This window comes from Xanthomonas sp. NCPPB 1132, from assembly GCF_056629235.1.
On record NZ_CM152819.1, the window covers coordinates 762145 to 780569 of the forward strand.

Annotated in this window: 15 protein-coding genes; 4 read left to right on the forward strand and 11 right to left on the reverse strand. The window is 61.2% G+C overall.

Translation table 11 applies throughout. The features are described from left to right. The first annotated feature begins 25 nt into the window (after positions 1–25). From AC1G9L_RS03405 to AC1G9L_RS03420, 4 genes are read left to right on the forward strand one after another with little or no spacing between them, the layout of a single operon-like run. Positions 26–2179 carry a class I SAM-dependent methyltransferase gene (locus tag AC1G9L_RS03405; RefSeq protein ID WP_481070276.1) on the forward strand — a complete coding sequence of 718 codons (2154 nt, stop codon included), beginning with the start codon at positions 26–28 and terminating at the stop codon, positions 2177–2179. A gap of 56 nt (positions 2180–2235) precedes the next feature. Further along, entirely contained in the window at positions 2236–4473 is a 2238-nt protein-coding gene (locus tag AC1G9L_RS03410) for a glycosyltransferase (protein ID WP_019799020.1), read from the forward strand. Further along, positions 4474–6810 (forward strand): glycosyltransferase family 2 protein, encoded by a 2337-nt coding sequence (locus AC1G9L_RS03415; RefSeq protein WP_481070277.1) that lies wholly within the window; start codon positions 4474–4476, stop codon positions 6808–6810. A gap of 1 nt (position 6811) precedes the next feature. After that, a complete protein-coding gene (locus AC1G9L_RS03420; protein ID WP_481070278.1) occupies positions 6812–7312 on the forward strand; it encodes a hypothetical protein in 501 nt (166 codons plus the stop codon). A gap of 6 nt (positions 7313–7318) precedes the next feature. On the opposite strand, the gene AC1G9L_RS03425 is transcribed toward AC1G9L_RS03420, so the two are convergent. From AC1G9L_RS03425 to AC1G9L_RS03475, 11 genes are all read right to left on the reverse strand, one after another. Beyond that, entirely contained in the window at positions 7319–8248 is a 930-nt protein-coding gene (locus tag AC1G9L_RS03425; RefSeq protein WP_481070279.1) for a methyltransferase domain-containing protein, read from the reverse strand. A 107-nt stretch (positions 8249–8355) separates the two neighbouring features. Further along, positions 8356–9729: a hypothetical protein gene (locus AC1G9L_RS03430; protein ID WP_481070280.1), complete on the reverse strand. Its 1374-nt coding sequence runs from the start codon at positions 9727–9729 to the stop codon at positions 8356–8358. After that, positions 9726–10127, reverse strand: coding sequence for a GtrA family protein (locus tag AC1G9L_RS03435; protein WP_019799016.1), 402 nt, complete (start codon positions 10125–10127; stop codon positions 9726–9728). Before AC1G9L_RS03435 ends, AC1G9L_RS03430 begins: the two co-directional genes overlap by 4 nt. Then, the gene (locus AC1G9L_RS03440) at positions 10124–11428 is read right to left on the reverse strand and encodes an FAD-dependent oxidoreductase (RefSeq protein ID WP_019799015.1); all 1305 of its coding nucleotides are present in this window, start codon (positions 11426–11428) and stop codon (positions 10124–10126) included. Before AC1G9L_RS03440 ends, AC1G9L_RS03435 begins: the two co-directional genes overlap by 4 nt. 66 nt (positions 11429–11494) lie before the next feature. Further along, on the reverse strand, positions 11495–12577 hold the full coding sequence (locus AC1G9L_RS03445) for a hypothetical protein (protein WP_481070281.1): 1083 nt from the start codon (positions 12575–12577) through the stop codon (positions 11495–11497). Then, entirely contained in the window at positions 12526–13566 is a 1041-nt protein-coding gene (locus AC1G9L_RS03450) for a hypothetical protein (RefSeq protein ID WP_481070282.1), read from the reverse strand. The genes AC1G9L_RS03445 and AC1G9L_RS03450 overlap by 52 nt, the downstream gene beginning before the upstream one ends. Positions 13567–13570: 4 nt before the next feature. After that, the gene (locus tag AC1G9L_RS03455; protein WP_481070283.1) at positions 13571–13951 is read right to left on the reverse strand and encodes a hypothetical protein; all 381 of its coding nucleotides are present in this window, start codon (positions 13949–13951) and stop codon (positions 13571–13573) included. A gap of 36 nt (positions 13952–13987) precedes the next feature. Next, positions 13988–14254, reverse strand: coding sequence for a hypothetical protein (locus AC1G9L_RS03460; protein WP_019799012.1), 267 nt, complete (start codon positions 14252–14254; stop codon positions 13988–13990). A gap of 657 nt (positions 14255–14911) precedes the next feature. After that, positions 14912–15550 carry a hypothetical protein gene (locus tag AC1G9L_RS03465; protein WP_019799011.1) on the reverse strand — a complete coding sequence of 213 codons (639 nt, stop codon included), beginning with the start codon at positions 15548–15550 and terminating at the stop codon, positions 14912–14914. A gap of 1199 nt (positions 15551–16749) precedes the next feature. Continuing rightward, positions 16750–17694, reverse strand: coding sequence for an NAD-dependent epimerase/dehydratase family protein (locus AC1G9L_RS03470; RefSeq protein WP_019799010.1), 945 nt, complete (start codon positions 17692–17694; stop codon positions 16750–16752). A 1-nt stretch (position 17695) separates the two neighbouring features. Beyond that, entirely contained in the window at positions 17696–18424 is a 729-nt protein-coding gene (locus AC1G9L_RS03475; protein ID WP_481070284.1) for an SDR family oxidoreductase, read from the reverse strand. Between the last annotated feature and the right edge of the window lies 1 nt (position 18425).

Below are 18425 nucleotides of genomic sequence, written 5' to 3' on the forward strand. Positions count from 1 at the left end.
ACAATGATTCCAGAGGACGCATTGCATGATTGATTCATTGGCAGCCGCTGGTTATGTCATGCCCGCGGACATCGCTGTATGGCGCCGCGAGGGCTACGGCAGCATCGGCTACAGCGATGGCGACAACTCCGAAGATGGGCTGCTGGCGACATTGCGCGCCGCTGCCGATGTCAGTGTGTTTTCTTCCGAGTTGGCGGCCGCGTGCGTCGATTGGCCGAGCCGTTATCACCTGTCCATGGAGCGGGCGAACCTGTTGCGACCGTTCGCGCAGTATCTTCAGCCGGGTGCGAAGGTTCTCGAAATCGGCGCCGGATGCGGCGCGGTCACGCGTTATCTCGGCGAGAGCGGAGCGGACGTGCTGGCGCTGGAGGGCTCGTTGCGGCGCGCAAGCATCGCCCGGGAGCGCACGCGCGAGTTGCGCAATGTCGTTGTGGTGGCCGAGCGCTTTCAGGATTTTTCCGTCGCCCAGCGCTTCGACGTGGTGACCCTGATCGGCGTGTTGGAGTACGCAAGCCTGTTCTCCGATGCGCAGAATCCCGCGCTGCACATGCTGCAGGCCGCAAAGCAACTGCTGGCGCCTGGAGGCCGCCTGATTCTGGCTATTGAGAATCAGCTGGGCCTGAAGTACCTGGCCGGCGTGCCGGAAGACCATCTGGGGCAGCCGATGGTCGGTTTGGAGGACCGCTATCAATCGCGCGGTGCGCGCACCTACGGGCGCAACGAGCTCGACGCGCTGCTTCGGCGCGCTGGCTACGCGCGCAGTCGTTTCTCGGCGCCATTGCCCGATTACAAGATGCCGGCCACGATCCTGACCGAAAGCGGCATCTCGGCCGACCCCGCCCTGTTCAATGCCGGCGCGCTGGCGGCGCAAGCGGTTCGCCGCGATCCCCAGCTCACGCCGACCACATTCAATCTGCAGCGTGCTTGGCCGGTGGTTGCGGCCAACGGCTTGGCGCTGGATCTGGCCAATTCGTTCCTGGTGGAAGCCGTGGCCGACGACTCGGCGATGGCCGAGCAATCGGCGCTGGCCTATCACTACAGCACGCAGCGGCTGGGTGCCTATGCGCGCGAAACGCTGTTCGTGGCCGGGCCTGGCCAAGCGGTGCGGGTGCATGCGCGCAGGTTGTCCGCCGCACCATTGGCAGAGGGTGAGATTCGTCTGCAGGTGCAGAGCGAGACCGACTATTTTCAGGGTCCTTTGCTGGTCGACGGCATTCGTGCGTTACTGAGCCAGCCTGGCTGGACCCAGGCAGAGCTGGTCGCGGAAATGCGGCGCTACCTGCGCGCGCTGGAGCAGGTGCTGCACGGGGAAGGGCATGCCGTCGCGCTGGACAGCGTCGAGAGCGTCTTGCCCGACGACTACCTCGATGCAACGCCATCGAATCTGTTGTGCACCGCCGATGGCCGTATCGTCTACTTCGATCGCGAGTGGATCGTCGAGCGCCCGCCGCTCGGCTGGTTGCTGTTTCGTTCGCTGTTGTTCACCTATGGCGGAAGCGTCGTGGCGCCTATGGCGGAAGGCGAGCCAGTCAGTTTGCGGACACTGCTGCTGGCTGTCGTGGCAGGGCTGTTCGTCCCTTCGGCAGTTGGCGATTTCGATCTCTGGCTCGAGCGCGAATTGGCGTTCCAGCGTCAGGTCACCGGCAAGGATCAGCGCGAAGCGATCGAGGGCATGCTCGATGCAACCGTTCCGTGTGCAACAGCCCCCGCTGCTACGGTCGGGCACCAGCACGCGGAGATCGCCGAGGGGTTCGCGTCGCTGCAGCACTCGCTCAATCTGGCAGGTCAGCACGGCGTCAATATGTATGCCTCCATCGAGGCGCTGCACGTCGCGCTTGCGGACGGGCTGGCGCAGACGACGCCGGCCTTGCAGCGGATCCAGGCCGTCGTCCAGCAGTTGGGCGAGGGCCAGGGCGCCTTGCACGACCGGCTCGTTGCCACCGACGACCGCCTGGTCGATTCGATCCGGCACTGGAGCGCGCAGCAGGGCGAGTTGACCGACCGGCTCAACGATGCGCTGGGGCGGATCGAGCGAGGCGATACGCTGCGCGCGCTGGAAGCCAAGGTGGATGCGCTGTGCGCACTGGAAGCCAAGGTCGATGCGCTCGCCGCGGCCCAGAGCCAGCAGATGGCCATGCTTGGGCAGTTGCAAGGGCGCAGATGGTGGAAGTTGCGGTGACTCTGCCGGATGCAAGCCAGCGACCACCTACGCGAATGCGTTGGGATGCGACACCGTTGGCCGATCTTGCTTGCATCGCCTTCGGTGAGGTCGCGACCTGGGAATCTGTCGGTGCAGATCCGCAGTTCGCGCTGACCCTGCCGGCGCTGCCCCTTGCTGCCGGCTGGTACAGGCTGCGTGGCGTCTTGCGCGAACTGGATGGACGCCTGGCCAGCCCCTGTCTCTATCCGGACTATGGCAACGGGATCGCCGAAGATACCCGTATCGATCTCGCGCTGGTCGCGGGCCGCGGCAGCTTGGATGTCGTGGTGCAGTTCCCGGCGGCAGTGCAGGCGCTGAGGTTCGATCCGACAGACGCATACGCGAGGTTCGAACTGGGGCCGCTCGAGTCCTACCGCTTGAGCGAACGCGAGGCCTTCTGGTTGCTGTTGCGCAGCGGCGTCGGCGGACGGCTGCGCGATGCGCCACTCGAGGCGCTGGAATTCGTCGATGACGCGCAGGCGAAATGGCGCGAGCTGGGCGCTGCCGCATCGCTGCAGGCGCTGCTCTCCACCGAGCGCGAGGATGCGACGGCGCGCGATGCCGGCTATGCGACCTGGGCACTGCGCGAGGATCGACGGCTGGCCGAGCTGGTGGCGTCGACGCTAGACCACAGGCGTACCCAGGTTCCCGTTCTTTCGCTGATCCTCCACGATCGGCCGGGAGTGGATTTCTCGGCATGCCTCGATGCGCTTGGTTGCCTGGCCTGGCAGGCGGTCGAGGTCGTGGCCGATGCCCAGCAACTGGGCGAGCGGTCCGTGATCCGTGCGATGCCAGCGCTGCGGGTGGTGGATGCCTCGGCATCGCTGGGGACGCGCCTGCATGCAGCCCAAGGGGCCTACGTCGCGGTGTTGGCGGCGGACGATCGCATTCATCCGATGACTGCCGATGCCCTAGCCAAGTTGATCTCGCTTCCCGCCGCGACCTTGGTCTACAGCGATGAAGACAGGCTGGATGAGGAGGGGCGGCGATTCTCGCCGCTGTTCAAGCCGGTCTGGGATCGCCTGCGTTGGTACGAACAGGACTATCTGGGGCGCAGCGCGTTCGTGCGCAGAGATGCACTTGTGGATGGCCTGCTCGATGCTCTCGACCCGGGTGCGCCGTGGTTCTCGCTGCTGTGCGCGCTGATTCACGAGCGCGCCGCGCTACCGCTGCACTTGCCGCACGTATTGCGTCACGTGCGCGGCGACGCCGGTCCGGTCTGCGCGCCGTTTGCGCGCAGCGAGACGGATGCGCTGGCGCGCGCGCGAGTACTCGGTCCGGCACTGCATGCCCAGGGCGCGCGGATCCACGTAGTGGGCCGGCAGTGTTTGCGTGTGCAGTACGCATTGGACGCCGAGCCGGATGTCGAAATCATCATCCCGACGCGAGATCGTATCGATCTGCTGGAGCAATGCATTTCCACCCTGCTCGCCAGGACCGAGTATTCGCGCTACCGGATCACGGTGGTGGACAACGGCTCCGTTGAGGCGCGCTCGCATGCCTATTTCGCGGCGATCGGCCAGGATCCGCGGGTTCGGATACTACGCTACGACCACCCGTTCAACTATTCCGCGATCAACAACCATGCCGTGGCGCATTGCACTGCCGAGATCGTGGTCTTGCTCAACAACGATATCGAAATCACCGATGCAGGGTGGCTGCAGGAGCTGGTGAGGTTGGCGTCGCGCCCTGGGGCAGGGGCGATCGGCGCGAAGCTGTTCTATCCGGATGGCTCGTTGCAGCATGCCGGTGTCGTGCTGGGCATCGGTGGCGTCGCGGCGCATGCCTTCGCCCATGCGCCGCACGATTTTGCCGGCGAATACGGACGCGCGCTACTGACGCAGCGTTATTCGGCGGTCACGGCGGCATGTCTGGCGGTGACGCGGGCGGCGTATGTCGCCGTGGGTGGCCTGGATGAATCGATCGCAGTGGCCTTCAACGATGTCGATTTCTGCTTGCGGCTGTGTGCGCATGGCTATGAGAATGCGTGGACGCCGCATGCCCAGGCCTACCATCATGAATCCGCCAGCCGGGGCATCGAGGACGATCCGGTCAAGCAGGCGCGATTTGCCAGCGAGGTCGCCACGATGCAGGCGCGTTGGCAGCAGGTACTCGGTGACGACCCTGCCTACAGTCCATGTCTGTCGCTGAACGCGCCCGCGTTCTCGCTAGATCCAGATCGCCATGCGCCAACGCTGGTGCGGGATTCATATCCCGTTTATCCTGTAGAGTACGCGCCCCCGGTGACCCGGGGGGCTTTTCCCGAGAGTTAGATGTCCGAAACGATTGCGCTTAGCATCACTCCAGTGCAGCAGATTGCGCCGCTGCCTCCGACACTACCGGCCGCCGCAGCGCATGATGCGTTATGGCGCGCCTCTGGCAGCGACCCCCAGATGGAGTTGCGTTGGCAGGGGGGAGATCTGGCTGGAGGGTGGTATCTGTTCACCGGCGAGCTGTCGGTCTACCGCGGACGCATGTTTGCGCCGGTGCTGTATCCGACGTATCGCGTCAGGCAGGGCGGCGAGGCCGAGCGTATCGATCTTCCCTTGAGCCTGCCCAGCGGCGAAACGTGCCGGTTCGAGATCGTGGTCCGCCTGGTGGAGTCGACCACTGGCCTCCGCTTCGATCCGTCGGTAGCGCCGATGGATTTCAGTCATTCCCAACTGCACTTGCGACGCATCGAACGCGGCGAAGCCATGCAGCGCCTGTTTGGCGCTTCGCTGGCCCGCCGCGAAGGTGGCATGGCCAAGGTGCAGCTAGTTTTACGAACGGCGATCGATCTGTTGACCAAGGGCGTCCGCAGGATGGCCGATCGCCTCTATCACGAGTATTCGACCCGAATGTGTTCTGGGTCTTTCTCTGATTATGAGGTATGGCAGGAGTTCTACGATTGCCGCGACGCTGCATGGAAGGAGGCCGCGGATGCGGAGCTCGCCTCGCTGGCGCGCAGGCCGCTAGTATCGGTCATCGTGCCGACGTACAACACCCCCGAGCGCTGGTTGCGGCGCTGCATCGAGAGCGTGCGCGAGCAGGTGTATCCGAATTGGGAATTGTGCATCGCCGATGATGCCTCTACCGATCCGGCGGTCATGCAAGTGTTGGCCGAGTATGCCGAACTCGACGATCGCGTGCGTTTCCAGCGACGTGAGCAGAACGGGCATATTTCCGCGGCGTCGAACACGGCCTTGCAGATGGCCAGGGGCGAGTTCGTGGCACTGCTCGACCACGACGACGAATTGCATCCTCTGGCCCTGCTCAAGAGCGTCCACGCGTTCGAGAACAATCCACATTGGCAGATGCTGTTCACCGACGAAGACAAGATCGACGTGGAAGGCAAGCGTTCGGATCCCTACTTCAAGTCGGACTGGAATCCAGACCTGTTTCTTTCGCAGAATTGCGTCTGTCACCTGACCGTCTATCGCGCCGACGCCGTGCATGCCGTTGGCGGTTTTCTCGAGGGCTTCGAGGGCGCCCAGGACTGGGATCTGACGTTGCGGGTCACCGAGAGGCTGCCTCACGATGCGATTGGCCATCTACCGTTGGTGCTCTACCACTGGCGCATGATCAGTGGTTCCACGGCGATGGCGCCGGGCGAGAAATCGTATGCGCATCTTGCCGCGCTGCGCGCTGTACAGGCGCATCTGGACCGAACCGGCAATGGCGGAAAGGTGCTGGAGATGGCGAGCTATAGCGGCTATTTCCGGATTTCGTATCCGCTGCCGGAACCGGCGCCGCTGGTCAGCCTGCTGATTCCCACCCGCGACCGCATCGACCTGCTCAAGCAGTGCATCGATTCGATCCTGGAGCGCACCGACTACCCCAACTACGAGATCGTGGTCATCGACAACGATTCCCAAGAGGAGGCGTCCAGGGAGTATTTCGCAAAGGTCCAGGAGGATCCACGCGTACGCGTGTTGCCCTATCCGCACCCGTTTAACTACTCCGCGATCAATAATGCCGGCGCGCGCGTTGCGCGTGGAACGGTACTGGGCCTGCTCAACAACGATATTGAAGTCATCAGTCGCGATTGGCTGGACGAGATGGTTGGGCATGCCCTACGTCCCGAGATCGGGGTGGTGGGCGCGATGCTGTATTACCCGAACAATACGATTCAGCACGCTGGCGTGATCCTCGGCATCGGTGGCGTGGCGGGGCATTGCTACGTGGGCATGGCGCGTGGTTGGCCGGGTGACAAACATCGCGCTGGCTTGGTGCAGACTCTGAGCGCAGTGACCGCGGCCTGCGCGATCGTGCGTCGTTCGGTGTTCGAGCAGGTCGGTGGCCTGGACGAACAACTAGAAGTGGCCTTCAACGACGTGGACTTCTGCCTGCGCGTGCGCGAGGCGGGTTATCGCAACCTGTGGACCCCGTTCGCCGAGCTTTATCATCACGAATCGGCTTCGCGCGGCTACGAGACCACGCCGGAGAAGATTGCCCGCTTCAAGCGCGAGGAGAGCTTCATGAAGGCGCGCTGGGGCAAGGCATTGCAGCAGGATCCTTACTACAACCTCAATTTGACAACCGAATCGACGCCATTCACGCTAGCTTATCCACCGCGCGTCGTGCAGTTAGCCTCGTCTTGCATCACGTCGATCACCTTGGAGCCCTGACGTGCGACCGATTACCTTAATTATCCCCCTGATGCTGACTTCGCTGGTTGCGTGCAAGCGGCATGAAGCTCCTGTCGCGGGAGATCCGAGCACCAATGCCGTCAAGTCGGCGGCATACCAAATCCCTGTACAGCCAATTGCAGCCGGTGGTAATTGTGCATTGGATTCAGTGGACGGTGCCCCTGCCGCAAACGCGGCACTCAAAGCCGGTCCGAGCTCGTTGTTCGCTGGTTGGATGGGCGACGCACAAAAACAAGTTCCCCAGAAGGCTGAGCTGATATTCAAAGGACAAGGGCAGTCCTATCAGTATCCGCTTCGTGCAGGGGGTGAGCGGCAGGATGTAGTGGCGGCGCTCGGCGCGCCCGGATTGGCCATGTCCGGCTACAACGTCGCGCTTTCGTTGGAAGGGGTGGCGCCTGGCAAGTACGTTCTTTCCATCGTCAATAGCGGAGAACCAGCCACCGAGTGCAACCTGAATGTCGAAATCACTGTCATCAACTGATTGCAATTAGCGCCATCGCCGTTGCTCGCTACGTCCGTATTCAACATAGTGATCGTTGGGATCCACTCCGGCTGCGCGTACATCAGGGTTGAGGTGATAGTAGAGGTTGGCGTCGAATCCTTCAGGCAGCGAGCGGTAACGCTCGCCTGCTGCAGGATAGCTGGCCATCCGCGATGTCCTATCCATATGGTCAGCGCGGCCGAGCCGGACTAGGAATTCATTTTCCTCCGTTCCGCGCAATTCGAGCAGATGGAGTTCCAGCATGCCGGCAGCCACGACGGTGCGCATTAAATTGCAAAAGGATTCCGGTGTGAAAGTCCAGCAATGGACGTCAAAGTACTCGCCGCTGGCCAGAACATGCCGGGCAATCGACAGTGCGTGGTCAGGCTTGCGGCTGAGTTTGAGTTCCTCAAGCCTCGGCTGATGATTCCAGCTGATTTGATCGTCTAGCTTCACTTCGTTGGCGAGCGCATCGAAGATGCGGCCTGGCGAAGGACGAGAATGTTCCAATAACGCTGCCTCCACCCATTCGCCAGCTGTAGTTTCCCTCCGCAGAGCGTCGAAGCAACGACCTCGATCCGGTATTGCCAGCGCCAGCCATCCTTCATCCTCCAGTAGCGTATGAATGTCAGTCAGCCATTTGATTGGATTCGGGACATGCTCAATGACATGTGATGCGATTAGATAGCGAAACCGGTCTTCACCCACAGCAGCGAGTAGTCCACCTGGGCCGATGATGTAATCGATCTCTGGAATGCTCGCTGGATCCACGCCCGAATGGGCCGCGTACTTTTGAATGAGAGCTTCCCGCCCCAGGTGGTCGGCATAGCGGATCTGCGCTCCCGGCCTGCCGACGATGGGCCGATTAAGCGGCCCAATCTCCAGTCCCAGATAATCTTCAGTGATGCCTTGACGCAACCATGCGGTACGATCCATCTTGCCTCCGATGACTCAGCTGCAAGTTTTGCAAAACGGGCCGAGTGGCATATTCCTCGAAAGGCTTGGAACAGAAACGTGATTGTGCTTATGATTGCGAGCTTGCCTCAGTCTTCCTCGGTAGGCAAGATTTTTCGCAATGTTGGGTCGTCGAGCATCTGGCGCAGAAGATCTCCTCGGGGGTAGGGTATCTCGAAATGGGGTACGTTCAACGTTTCTGGGTCGCCCGTACGTAGGTACTTCAGGGTGTTGTGCTGTTGCAGGGCAAGTGCGTCAGATCTGCTCACCAATTGCATCCAGTCGAGCGGAGTGCGGATTACCAGACCGCCGAGCAATACGCCCGCAAATGCCGTGGTAGCCATGCGCGCCGCCCAGCGGATTCGAGGATTCCCAATATCGGCTTTCCACATGTGCAGCGCGAACCAGGCATTGGCAAATAAGCCTGGCAACAACAGCTCGCTATAGCGTGGTGTCAGTTCGATCAGGTCCTGCCCGCGCCCCATGGCGATCGCCAGGGCTTGGATTGCGCTCCAGCCCGCCAGGCCTGCCATGATCAAGTCGGTACGGGTCATTTGCTTCCGCCAAGCCAGTCGGGCAAACATGATTGGACAGGGCAGCCACAGGTAGAAGACAGCCCAGTGATAACCGATGATTGGCCAGCCCAGGATGTGGTTGAGTGCGTCTGCGAAGTGCAGCAGGTCGTGGGGACGCATCGCTTGATGCGGGAGGATGACCGGTGTCTTCAGAAATGCAAGGACGGCGAGCGGGACTAGCGCCGCACAGGTGAGCAATGCTGGCCAACGGCGGCCTGGGAGCAACACGCACGCCAATAGATAGACAGCGGCTGCTGCAATCGGCGTGAGAAGTCCCGAAGCCATGGTGGCGCAAGAAACCGCCGACAGCAGTACGACCAATCCGCAGGCGATCAGGTTGTCGTGCCGGCTCGCGGCGATGGCGACCGTTGTGATACCGAGCACGATCAGGAAATAGAACTGACTCTGGAAACCAATCAGGAAATTCTCCCAGCCGAAAGGCAGCGCCGCAAAGAGCAGTGCCAGTCCGATCAGTGGCCATCGTTGGCGGTCGTTATTCCCGTCGCGCAGTGCGATCCAAGTGAGGCCTGCGGGGATCAATGCATAGACAAGTGCACTGGCCCGAGCTTCATAGAGATTGTTCCATGTGCCGGTCAGTGCATATACCCCCAAGGTCACTAATCGAGTCGGTAGGATACGATGTTCGTTATGTGGGGCGAGTAGATCACCTATCCGTAGCGAGCCTTCGATCCACGGCTTCAATAGATGCAGGCCTTCAGCATCCCACTGGTCCCAAAAAGGCATTGCGACGCCGAAGCGTTGCACGTAGATCAGTCGAATGATCGCAGCGGCCACGGCAACAAGCAGAGCCGGCGGCCAGGGACGGCCGCGACCGGGCTGTGGGATCTCGGGTAGTTGAAACCGCTGATCTTGAGGCAATGCGTTCATGGGCGCCGCTCCCGGAATGTCAGCGCCTTATGCCCGGCGTAGCTTGTGAAAACGGGTACTGCCACACCCACCAAGTGGGCGACGGTTTCGGCATGGAAACGCATGCCGATCGCGGGAAATAGCCAGTGCGCCAATAAAAGGCTGACAGCCAATGTCTGCAAGACAGCCAATAGATTGATCGCCACGAACCAGGCGGCTTGGTGATGCAAGGCGTTGCTTGCTTGATCGAACACAAAGCGTCTGTTGAGCAGAAAAGCGCTGATCATACCGATGACGTAGGCCACGATGATTGCTGGGACGTATGGCATGACATTGCTCAGCGCAATGCGCGAGCCAAAGTTGGCCGCTGCTGCGATTCCGCCAGCTATGATGAACAGGAGGAACTGTCGGCTGATCATCCGCGTAGCACTTCCTCTGCGAGACGATCTGCAGTCTGCAGACTTTCGGAGATCGAACGGTCTTCCGGGTAGTAGTAGGCGGTATCGGCCATGAAGAAGCCGGAAACCGGGGTGCGCATGGCGGGCAACATATCCTGGAAACCAGGAGGGCAAATCGTCTGGGCGAATTCATAGCGATGGCAGTGTGTAGCCAAAATCCAGTCTCGTTGAAATGACGGATTCAGCTTCGGCAGATAGCCAAGCACCTCTTCGATCAGCGCTGCGTTGCTCATGCTCCATTTCGGATGGGTCTTGGGCATGTAGAACGGGGCGTACAGGATCTTCTGCCCTGGCGGTGTGGTGGGGTTGAGGTTGCTGTACTCGATCACGCCTGGAATTGCGATGCTCGGGTCGCTGATGTTCATCCAGAAGTTTTCGCTGACCGGCTGCTTCAGTTTCAGGATGACGCAGGCGACCGGAATATTCTCGATTGCGCGTATCTGGGCGCTGAAATCGGGCGGCAGGCCAGGCACCATCGCCGGCACGTATTGGATGGGCGCCGTAGAGACCACGCCATCGTAGGCCAGGAACTGGCCGCCGACGCGAACGCCGCTGACGCTGCCGTTTTCGCTGACGACTTCATCGATGCCCTGCGACAGCAGAATGCGGCCGCCGCGGGCGGTGATGTCTGCGGCCATCTTGTCCAGCAGGGTCATCGAGCCGCCATCCAGGTAGCCAAGGCTCTCGTGCATGAGGCTGCGCCGCGACAACGCGATACGCTTGATGCGCGTGCCGATCCAACTGGCGGAAAGATTGTCCTTGTACTCGAAGAACTTCAGCCGGAATGCGTCCTTCCACATGACGTCGTACGCCTTGTCGCCGATCCATTTGCGGATCCACGTGGTCGCATTGACTTTGTCCAGCGCCGTCCAGTCCTTGATGCCTTTGGTATACATGACGTGCAAGGCATAGCGGAACTTGCTGATCGGGCCAAGATGCGGGAAGCCCAGCAAAGCGAACGGCGTTCCCCACTTGTAGAGCTTTCCATTGTAGAAGTAGCCCATCTTGGTATCGGTCCAATGCAGCTTGTCGGAGAGACCATAACGGGCCAGGAGCGCAAACAGGGGATGGTCGGTCTTGCAGATGAAGTGGTAGTAGCGCTCGATGGGCAGGCCATCGAAGTCGAAGGTGGCGGACATGCCGCCGATGCGATCGTCGCGTTCGTAGATATCCACGCTGTGGCCGGCGTCGAGGAGCCGAACGGCTGCCATCAGGCCCATGGGGCCGGCGCCGACGATCGCATAGTGCTTCTTTGAGGTCATGTCATTGGCTTTAGTAAAGTGTCGCCGGCGCCGGCAATCGGGTGGCGCGGCAGGTAGAGGACAAGTTTAGCGTGTCGTTGCCGTGGGTGATGCGGTGGCGGGGTGGTTGGGGTCAGCCCGTAGGGCAGCCGCGTCGCGCGGGGTACGCCAGGCAAGCAAGGCCAGGACCAGAGGTGCTGTTGCGCTCAGCGCGAACAGGATCCAGCCGTCCCATGCCACGGCAGCCGGCTGGAATGCCGGATTCAGCAAGAAGCCGGACAGGGCGACCCACATGGACTCGAGGGCGACGATCGACATCATGGTGGCGAAGGCGGCCTTGGGTACCTGCCATGTCGCGCATGCGTAGACGATCACGAATGGGGTCAGCACTTCCAGGCAGTTCCTGCCTAGGCCATCATTGCTGTATCCCCAGTAGATCACCATGATGGCCAGCCCGGCACCGATGATGCAGTTGCGCAGGTCGCGCAATGGCGCAGACGGAGAACGGCGTAGCAGTGCCACGTAGGCGAAACCAAAGGCGCCGAAGCCGAGTTGCCCGGGTAGCGATTTCGCATACTGAATTGTCCATCGCAAGGAATCCTGCACAGGGCCGAATAGCCAGTCGCGCATGGCATCGGAAAAGAAGAACGCGGTGGGAATCAATGTCATCCAGAGATTGGAAGCTCTCGCCGCCAGCCAGCTGTCAACTCCACGCGCCGGTTCGATGCCGCGGCCATCGGCGAATACGTATGCCGCAAAAGCATCGCCGTGACCCAGCTGCCACTTATAGTAAAGCCAGGGCAGCATGATCAGCAGCAAAGTCCCTAGGAAGCGACTGCTGGCCAGCGCGCTGTTGCGCAGAAACCAGGGGCCACGCTGTTGGACCACCAGCAGCAAGCCGATGGCGGGCACCATTAACGCGCCCACTGGGTGGCTCAACCAGGCGAGTGCGGCAAACAGCCCCGCACGGGAATAGCGGCGATCCAAGATGTCGCCGACGACCAGCATCACGAAGTAGGCTGCCAGCAGCTTTGGCCATAAGAACACCACATTGATGGTCAGCAATGGTGCCAGTGCCAGCCAGAGCGCGGCGCGGTACCGGCGCGTGACGCATACCTTCAGTGCATCCAACAGGCGTAGGGCCCCGAGGATGGGGAGCGCATTGAGCATCCATCCGAGCAGCCTAGCCAGATCCACGCCCGAGTCGACGCCGGGCCATTGCAACCGCGCGAAGGAGGGGGGGCGCCCGGGGTGGCACTGAAAAGCTGCAGCAATGTATTGATGCCAAGCGGCACCAGCGGGCCGCGCGAGCCGATGGACCAGTCGCCAAAGTACTCTAATCTCTTTTCATCGCCATCGTAGCGATGAAAAAGATAGACGGCGGTGCTGTAAGGAATCATATGATCCGGGGGAGAGGCGACCATTCTGCCGGGAAGCTCTACATCGCCGCCGTATTCCTGCGCGACACTCTGGGGATTGAGGCCGATGCTGATTGCTTGGAGCAAGGTCAACGCAATCGCGGTAACGAAAATGCGATCTCCTGGCCTAGGCGTTCCTGAGCCGTGATGCCAGATCCGATGGCGGTACAAAAGTGCTATGGCAAAGAGCAGATAGACGCCAGCCAAGCCGGCGCGAAGCCATTGCGCGGCCGATGCCGGCAGTATCCACAAAGCCAGACCGTTCAACGCAAGCAGGACGATGCCTGGAATCGGCAGCAGGCTGAGAGGCAATGAGCCAATACACGATCGCCATAACGCGCCCGGTAGAAACAGCAGGCCAGCGATCGCAATCGCATGCAGGGCGACGATGGCATAGGCGCCGGCATTGCCGGCAAGATGGCGCCGCTTCCCCAGGCCAAGTCCACCCCAGCCGAACCCGCCTGTCTCGTCATCTGTCAGGGTGAAAGTGATGTCGCCAGGTCCCCAGCCGGAAGGCACGGAAAAATAGAGGGGCTGCCATTGTTCGTCGTCGCCCTTCTCTGGCAGAAGCGCGATTGGCGCTTGGCCGCTTTGCTGCGCGAGAAGCCGCACCGAACCGCCCTTGATGTAGCCGGCGGTGAACAATTGCAGTCGCTGAAGGGATTTTCTCTTGACGGTAACCGTTAGCGTCGTGCGTGTGGCGTCGCCTTGTTCACAATAGGTGATGGCCGATGTGGCCACGCGTTCATTCGGACGCAGGCTTGCTGATGAAGCGGCACGGCACCCCCCATCTATGGCCGGTATCGCCACCGCTGCGGCCGTGCCCGCACTGCACCACAGCAGCGCGACCGCGAGCGTTGCCTGCCCTAGGCGCAGCGCCGAGCGCTGCAATGAAGGAATCAACACCATTGGTTCTCCTCTGTCGTGCTTCCGGAGAAGCTAGAATGCAGGCGGCGAGCAACCTGCCCGCCAATGTCAGCGTGGCGTAGACATGAATCGCGGAGATCGCGGCAGCAAAGCGGCTGTCGAAGGCGTAAACAGCTACAGCAACCGCGACGTTGAGCGACACGACGATATATAGCGCCGGCGGAAAGCACTGAGCCAGCATGAGCAACAACATGGTCATCAGGAAGCCGAAGTAGGCGCCCTGATGAATCAAGGTCTACCCAGGCTCGTATATCACCAGGATCCAGAACAGGAGCGACGGCGCGGCTGCGAGCGCCATGTCGGAGGGAAGCCGCACCCGGCTCAGATCGCGGCGTTTGGCGAACCCGTAGACAACGCAGGGCAGCAACCACAGCGGTGATGCGAACCACATCGAATAAGCGCCGTAGAAAAAGCTGTTCTCGACGATGGCGGTGATCGCAGCCGGGCTGCGATTCCATAACAATGCCACTGCGTCGCCCAAAAAGGTGAAGCTGCCGCGCATCAGGCTGCTCAGATTGGAGGTGCGCCCGGCGAGCCATTGCCCGAGGCCGAGATCGGTATAGGCCGCACGCAGAACGTGGACCTAAAGAGTCCTTGGTGAGCGGAGCATGCCCGGCGAAATGCCGTTTCAACAGCCTGTCGCCTGGCGGATCGATGAGGCGCTGGTAGGCGACCCAAAGCAGATAGGCGGCCACCGCAAGGGCGCCGGTCCTGACCAGCACCGGCAATGCTTGCCCGCGCTTCAATAGCAGGAAAGCGGCCGTCGATCCCACCAGGGCGAAAAGCGCGCCGCCATGCGACAGCATGGCCAAGGCTGCCGCAAGTCCGGCCATCGACCAGCGCGCAGGCCTGGCGATGCTGCCCGGCCCGAACAGGCCGATGCGGAAAATGGCGCAAAATGTCGCTGTGAAGAGCTTTGGCCATACGAACAGGCCGCTGAGCAGCACTAGGGGTGAGGGCGCGAGCGCAAATAAGATTGCAGCTTGTTGCAAACGCCGAAGATTGCCAGTCAGAACGAGCAGCGGCACGACGATCAGCGCTTGCGCCCACGTCGACAAGCCCTGATAGATCACGCTTACGTGCGGTAGCCAGGAATGAAAGAGCAGCAGATACAGGCCCGACTGCAGCGGCGGCCGATCGCTGCTCAACCAGTCGCCGATCATTGGCACGTCCAGGCGTCCAGCGTAACCATCTCGGCGAAGGCGAGCGGTAGCCAGGAGTCAATCGGCAGGTTCCGCCATCGATGGGCAACTGTCTGCCAGTCCTGCCCGTCCCACGCAAACAGATAGAGCCTGGATCCAAAGATCAGCAAGGCGAGCAGGAACGAGGGAAAGAAGAGGCGGTGCAGTGCGCTGAACTCGCTGATGGATGCCCTTCCCCGCGGCCGGAGCGGCAACACAATCAGCGGCAGCGCGGCAGCGGTATAGGCGACAACTCCGCCGATGGCGGGAGATGAAATGTAGCCCGCAACTACACATCCGGATGCCGTGCCGAGCGCCAGAACGGCGTAAAGCGCTTTCGCCGGCACCGCCCATGTTCGTGGCAGCAGCCAAACAGCGAGGATCAGCCACAGATGGCCGGCCAGAATCGCCAATGCCATCGGCAGTGTATGGGTGATCAGCTTAGTGATCAGGGCGCCCCGATCGATGCCGAGGCCTGCCCAGCCGAACGCGCCGGTCGCGTCGTCTGCGAGCCGAAGGTAGAACGCGTGCGCCTGGACTTCCGCGTGCAATTGACATGCAAGCAGCGAAATGCTCAGGACAGCAATGGCATGCCATTTGCGAAACAGGCGGAACATGGGCTTTTCTTCGAAAAAAGAGCGAGCGCGCTGGCAAGGGCTACTTGGTCGCGTCCAAGCATCGTGCGAAGCGTATTTGTTTGACCGGAGGGCACCTGGTGTGGTCAGAACAGTTGGCTTCCATGCACAGAGGATGAAATATACAGCCAATCGAAGTCACTTTGTACGCTGCGCGTCCGACACTGCGCTTCCGGAAATTGACGATCATGGCGTCGACACTTCCTACCCATCGGGGACGTATCTGCGTTCTGTGCCCATCATGAATATGGCTCGTAGGTGCGCTTGGCTTGCCAGCTGCACACGCGCCCCCTTCTTGGTGATGCTGACCTGCGCTAGACCTCTGGATTGAACTTGATAGCTTGAGAGATGGGCTAATCGAGCTTGCCAAGTGTTGCAACGGGTCCGTATTCAAAAAAAAGCCGAAGTATAAGGTCTTATTCAATCGGTCGATAAGCAGAATGAATGGGTTCATGCATTTCGCACTTTGCCTTTCGCTGTCAAACAGATCCTTCAATATCAGAATTTCTTGACTTCATGTGTCTATCGACTTCCTATTTTGGTAAGCATTGTGGTGATCAGTCCAGCAAGCTTCGGAACTAATTCGCTTGCATGCCGATGGCGACGGGTCAACTCCCCCTGGTTGATTACGGTTCCGGCAAAAGTAGATAGGGAACTTGTAGTCCGTTGGTGCTTAACTGCAGCGTGTCAGTTCAGCATTCCACTCCATCACGAGGTGCCCGTAGGACGCTGTGCGATGAATTGGGGCAATTCGGCCAGTACGGCCGGTGCCAGTGCTGCGCTGAGCGTGCTAAGGGTATAAGCCCGATCAGTAACCATCTCAGAAAGATGGGATAGAAAAATTAACTTGGCCAGGGCCTAGTGGATCGATAATTTTCAGGGGCGCGACTGACAGAGATCAGAATCGATACCGCAAGCGTCGTAATCAAGTCGAAATGCGACCATTGCAACCGTCTGCGCGCAATCAACGCCGCCAGTTACGAGGTAAGCTAAAACTGCGATGCCAATCCATGGTGCGGGAGAAGGCGGGCTCCAGTAAATGAAGTTCCGAAGAACTTACATGCGGTTGTGGCTATGCCGTCCTTGTGAGGCATAAGTGTTTTGGTCCTTAGATTTGTCTCTATCGTGGTATGCGGATTTGGCCGGGCGATGAGAAAAAATTCGCTTCTCACCGTCTGGCTTCAGCGCTGCAGCACGATACGGCTATACCGAGGATCGGTGTAACTCTCACGGATCGCATCTTCGAACGGCGTCTGCCGCACGCCGAACACAGCTTCGGTATCGACCCCCTTGAAGTCGTCGCCAGCGCTGAGCGCCTTGAGCTGGTCGGCAGTGAACGGCGGCTTGGAGCTGAAGAGCGAATACACCCGCAGCAGGAAGGCAAAGAATCCGATCGGAATATGGACGATCAGGGTATGCAGCTTCTTGACGCGCTTGATGGTCTTGATGATGTCGACGTAGTCCACGCGGGTGTCGCCGACGATGTCGTAGACCTCGCCGTCGGGTTCGCGTTCGATGCATTTGGCGATGCAGCGGCAGAAATCGCGTTCATACAGCGGCTGGCGCATGAACTTGCCGTCGCCGGGGATCGGGAACACCGGAGTCTTGGCCATGAAGCGCGACAGCCAGCCCAGGTGCTTGGGGTCGAACCAGCCGAACATCAGGGTCGGGCGCAGCACGCAGTGGCGCAGGCCGCTGGCCACCACCATCTCTTCCTGCGCGCGTTTGGTATTGGTGTAGTCGTCCTTGGCTACCGAGTTCACTACCGAGGAACTGATGTGGACCAGGTACGGCACGTTGGCCGCGTGGCAGGCGTCGAGCACGTGCGAGGTGGCCACCAGGTTGTTGCGGGTGAACAGCTCGGTGGTCTTGCCGGTGATCTGCGCGTGCAGTTGGGCGACGCAGGCGGCGCCTTCGAACTCGCGCGCCCAGTCGCCGGGCTCGGCCAGATCGGCATGCACCACACGCACCGCCGGATGCAGCTCGCGCAGGATCTGCAGGTTGTGCGCGTGTTTGTCGATCGCCACCAGTTGGGTGTAACCCTGCTGTTCGAGTTCGACGATCAGGTTCTGTCCGACCAGCCCGGCGGCCCCGGTGATGACGATCTTGGCGTGTTTGTCGGTCATGTCAGAGCTTGATCCTGCGGAAAACGAATTCGGGGATGGACTTGATGATGAACATGATCGCCCACCAGAAACCCGGCAGGTAGGCGACGGCGCGGCGGCCGTCGACGGCGCGCACGATGCCCTTGGCGATCTGGTCGGGCTTGGCCCACAGCGCGCCCTTCTTGAAGGCGGCGGTCATCGGCGTGTCGACGAAGCCGGGCTTGACCGTGAGCACGTTGATCCCGGCCGGACGCAGGCGCTGGCCGAGGCCGCTGAGATAGGCGCTGACCGCCGCCTTGGCGCTGCCGTAGAGGTAGTTGCTGGCGCGGCCGCGGTCGCCGGCGACCGACGAGATCACCGCCAGCGTCGCGCCGGCCGCCAGGCGCGGCGCCAGCGTCGCGCACAGCGCGATCGTGGAGGTGCCGTTGGTGGCGAATTCGTGCAACGACAGTTCGACCGAAGCGTTGCACGCGACTTGGTCCGGCAGGGTGCCATGCGCGATCAGGACCACATCCACGCCGCCGAGGGCCGACCACGCCGCATCGAACGCTTCGCCGTGGCGGGCGCCGTCGTTGACGTCGAGCACGCCGATGCTGCTCTTGGCGCCGCGCACGGACAGGTCTGCCGCGATCGCCTCCAGGCGCGCGGCCTGGCGGCCGAGCAGGTGGATCGCCGCGCCGCGTGCGGCGTAGCGTCGGGCAGTGGCTTCGGCGATGGCCGAGGTGGCACCGATGATGAGGACGCGTTGCATG

What these genes read in the sequence shown, in the direction of transcription:
- AC1G9L_RS03470 (WP_019799010.1), bottom strand. Translation starts at nt 17,694, where the DNA reads ATGACCGACAAACACGCCAAGATCGTCATCACCGGGGCCGCCGGGCTG.
- AC1G9L_RS03460 (WP_019799012.1), bottom strand. Translation starts at nt 14,254, where the DNA reads ATGCGCGGCAGCTTCACCTTTTTGGGCGACGCAGTGGCATTGTTATGG.
- AC1G9L_RS03445 (WP_481070281.1), bottom strand. Translation starts at nt 12,577, where the DNA reads ATGCTCAATGCGCTCCCCATCCTCGGGGCCCTACGCCTGTTGGATGCA.
- AC1G9L_RS03455 (WP_481070283.1), bottom strand. Translation starts at nt 13,951, where the DNA reads ATGACCATGTTGTTGCTCATGCTGGCTCAGTGCTTTCCGCCGGCGCTA.
- AC1G9L_RS03475 (WP_481070284.1), bottom strand. Translation starts at nt 18,424, where the DNA reads ATGCAACGCGTCCTCATCATCGGTGCCACCTCGGCCATCGCCGAAGCC.
- AC1G9L_RS03415 (WP_481070277.1), top strand. Translation starts at nt 4,474, where the DNA reads ATGTCCGAAACGATTGCGCTTAGCATCACTCCAGTGCAGCAGATTGCG.
- AC1G9L_RS03440 (WP_019799015.1), bottom strand. Translation starts at nt 11,428, where the DNA reads ATGACCTCAAAGAAGCACTATGCGATCGTCGGCGCCGGCCCCATGGGC.
- AC1G9L_RS03405 (WP_481070276.1), top strand. Translation starts at nt 26, where the DNA reads ATGATTGATTCATTGGCAGCCGCTGGTTATGTCATGCCCGCGGACATC.
- AC1G9L_RS03430 (WP_481070280.1), bottom strand. Translation starts at nt 9,729, where the DNA reads ATGAACGCATTGCCTCAAGATCAGCGGTTTCAACTACCCGAGATCCCA.
- AC1G9L_RS03465 (WP_019799011.1), bottom strand. Translation starts at nt 15,550, where the DNA reads ATGTTCCGCCTGTTTCGCAAATGGCATGCCATTGCTGTCCTGAGCATT.
- AC1G9L_RS03435 (WP_019799016.1), bottom strand. Translation starts at nt 10,127, where the DNA reads ATGATCAGCCGACAGTTCCTCCTGTTCATCATAGCTGGCGGAATCGCA.
- AC1G9L_RS03425 (WP_481070279.1), bottom strand. Translation starts at nt 8,248, where the DNA reads ATGGATCGTACCGCATGGTTGCGTCAAGGCATCACTGAAGATTATCTG.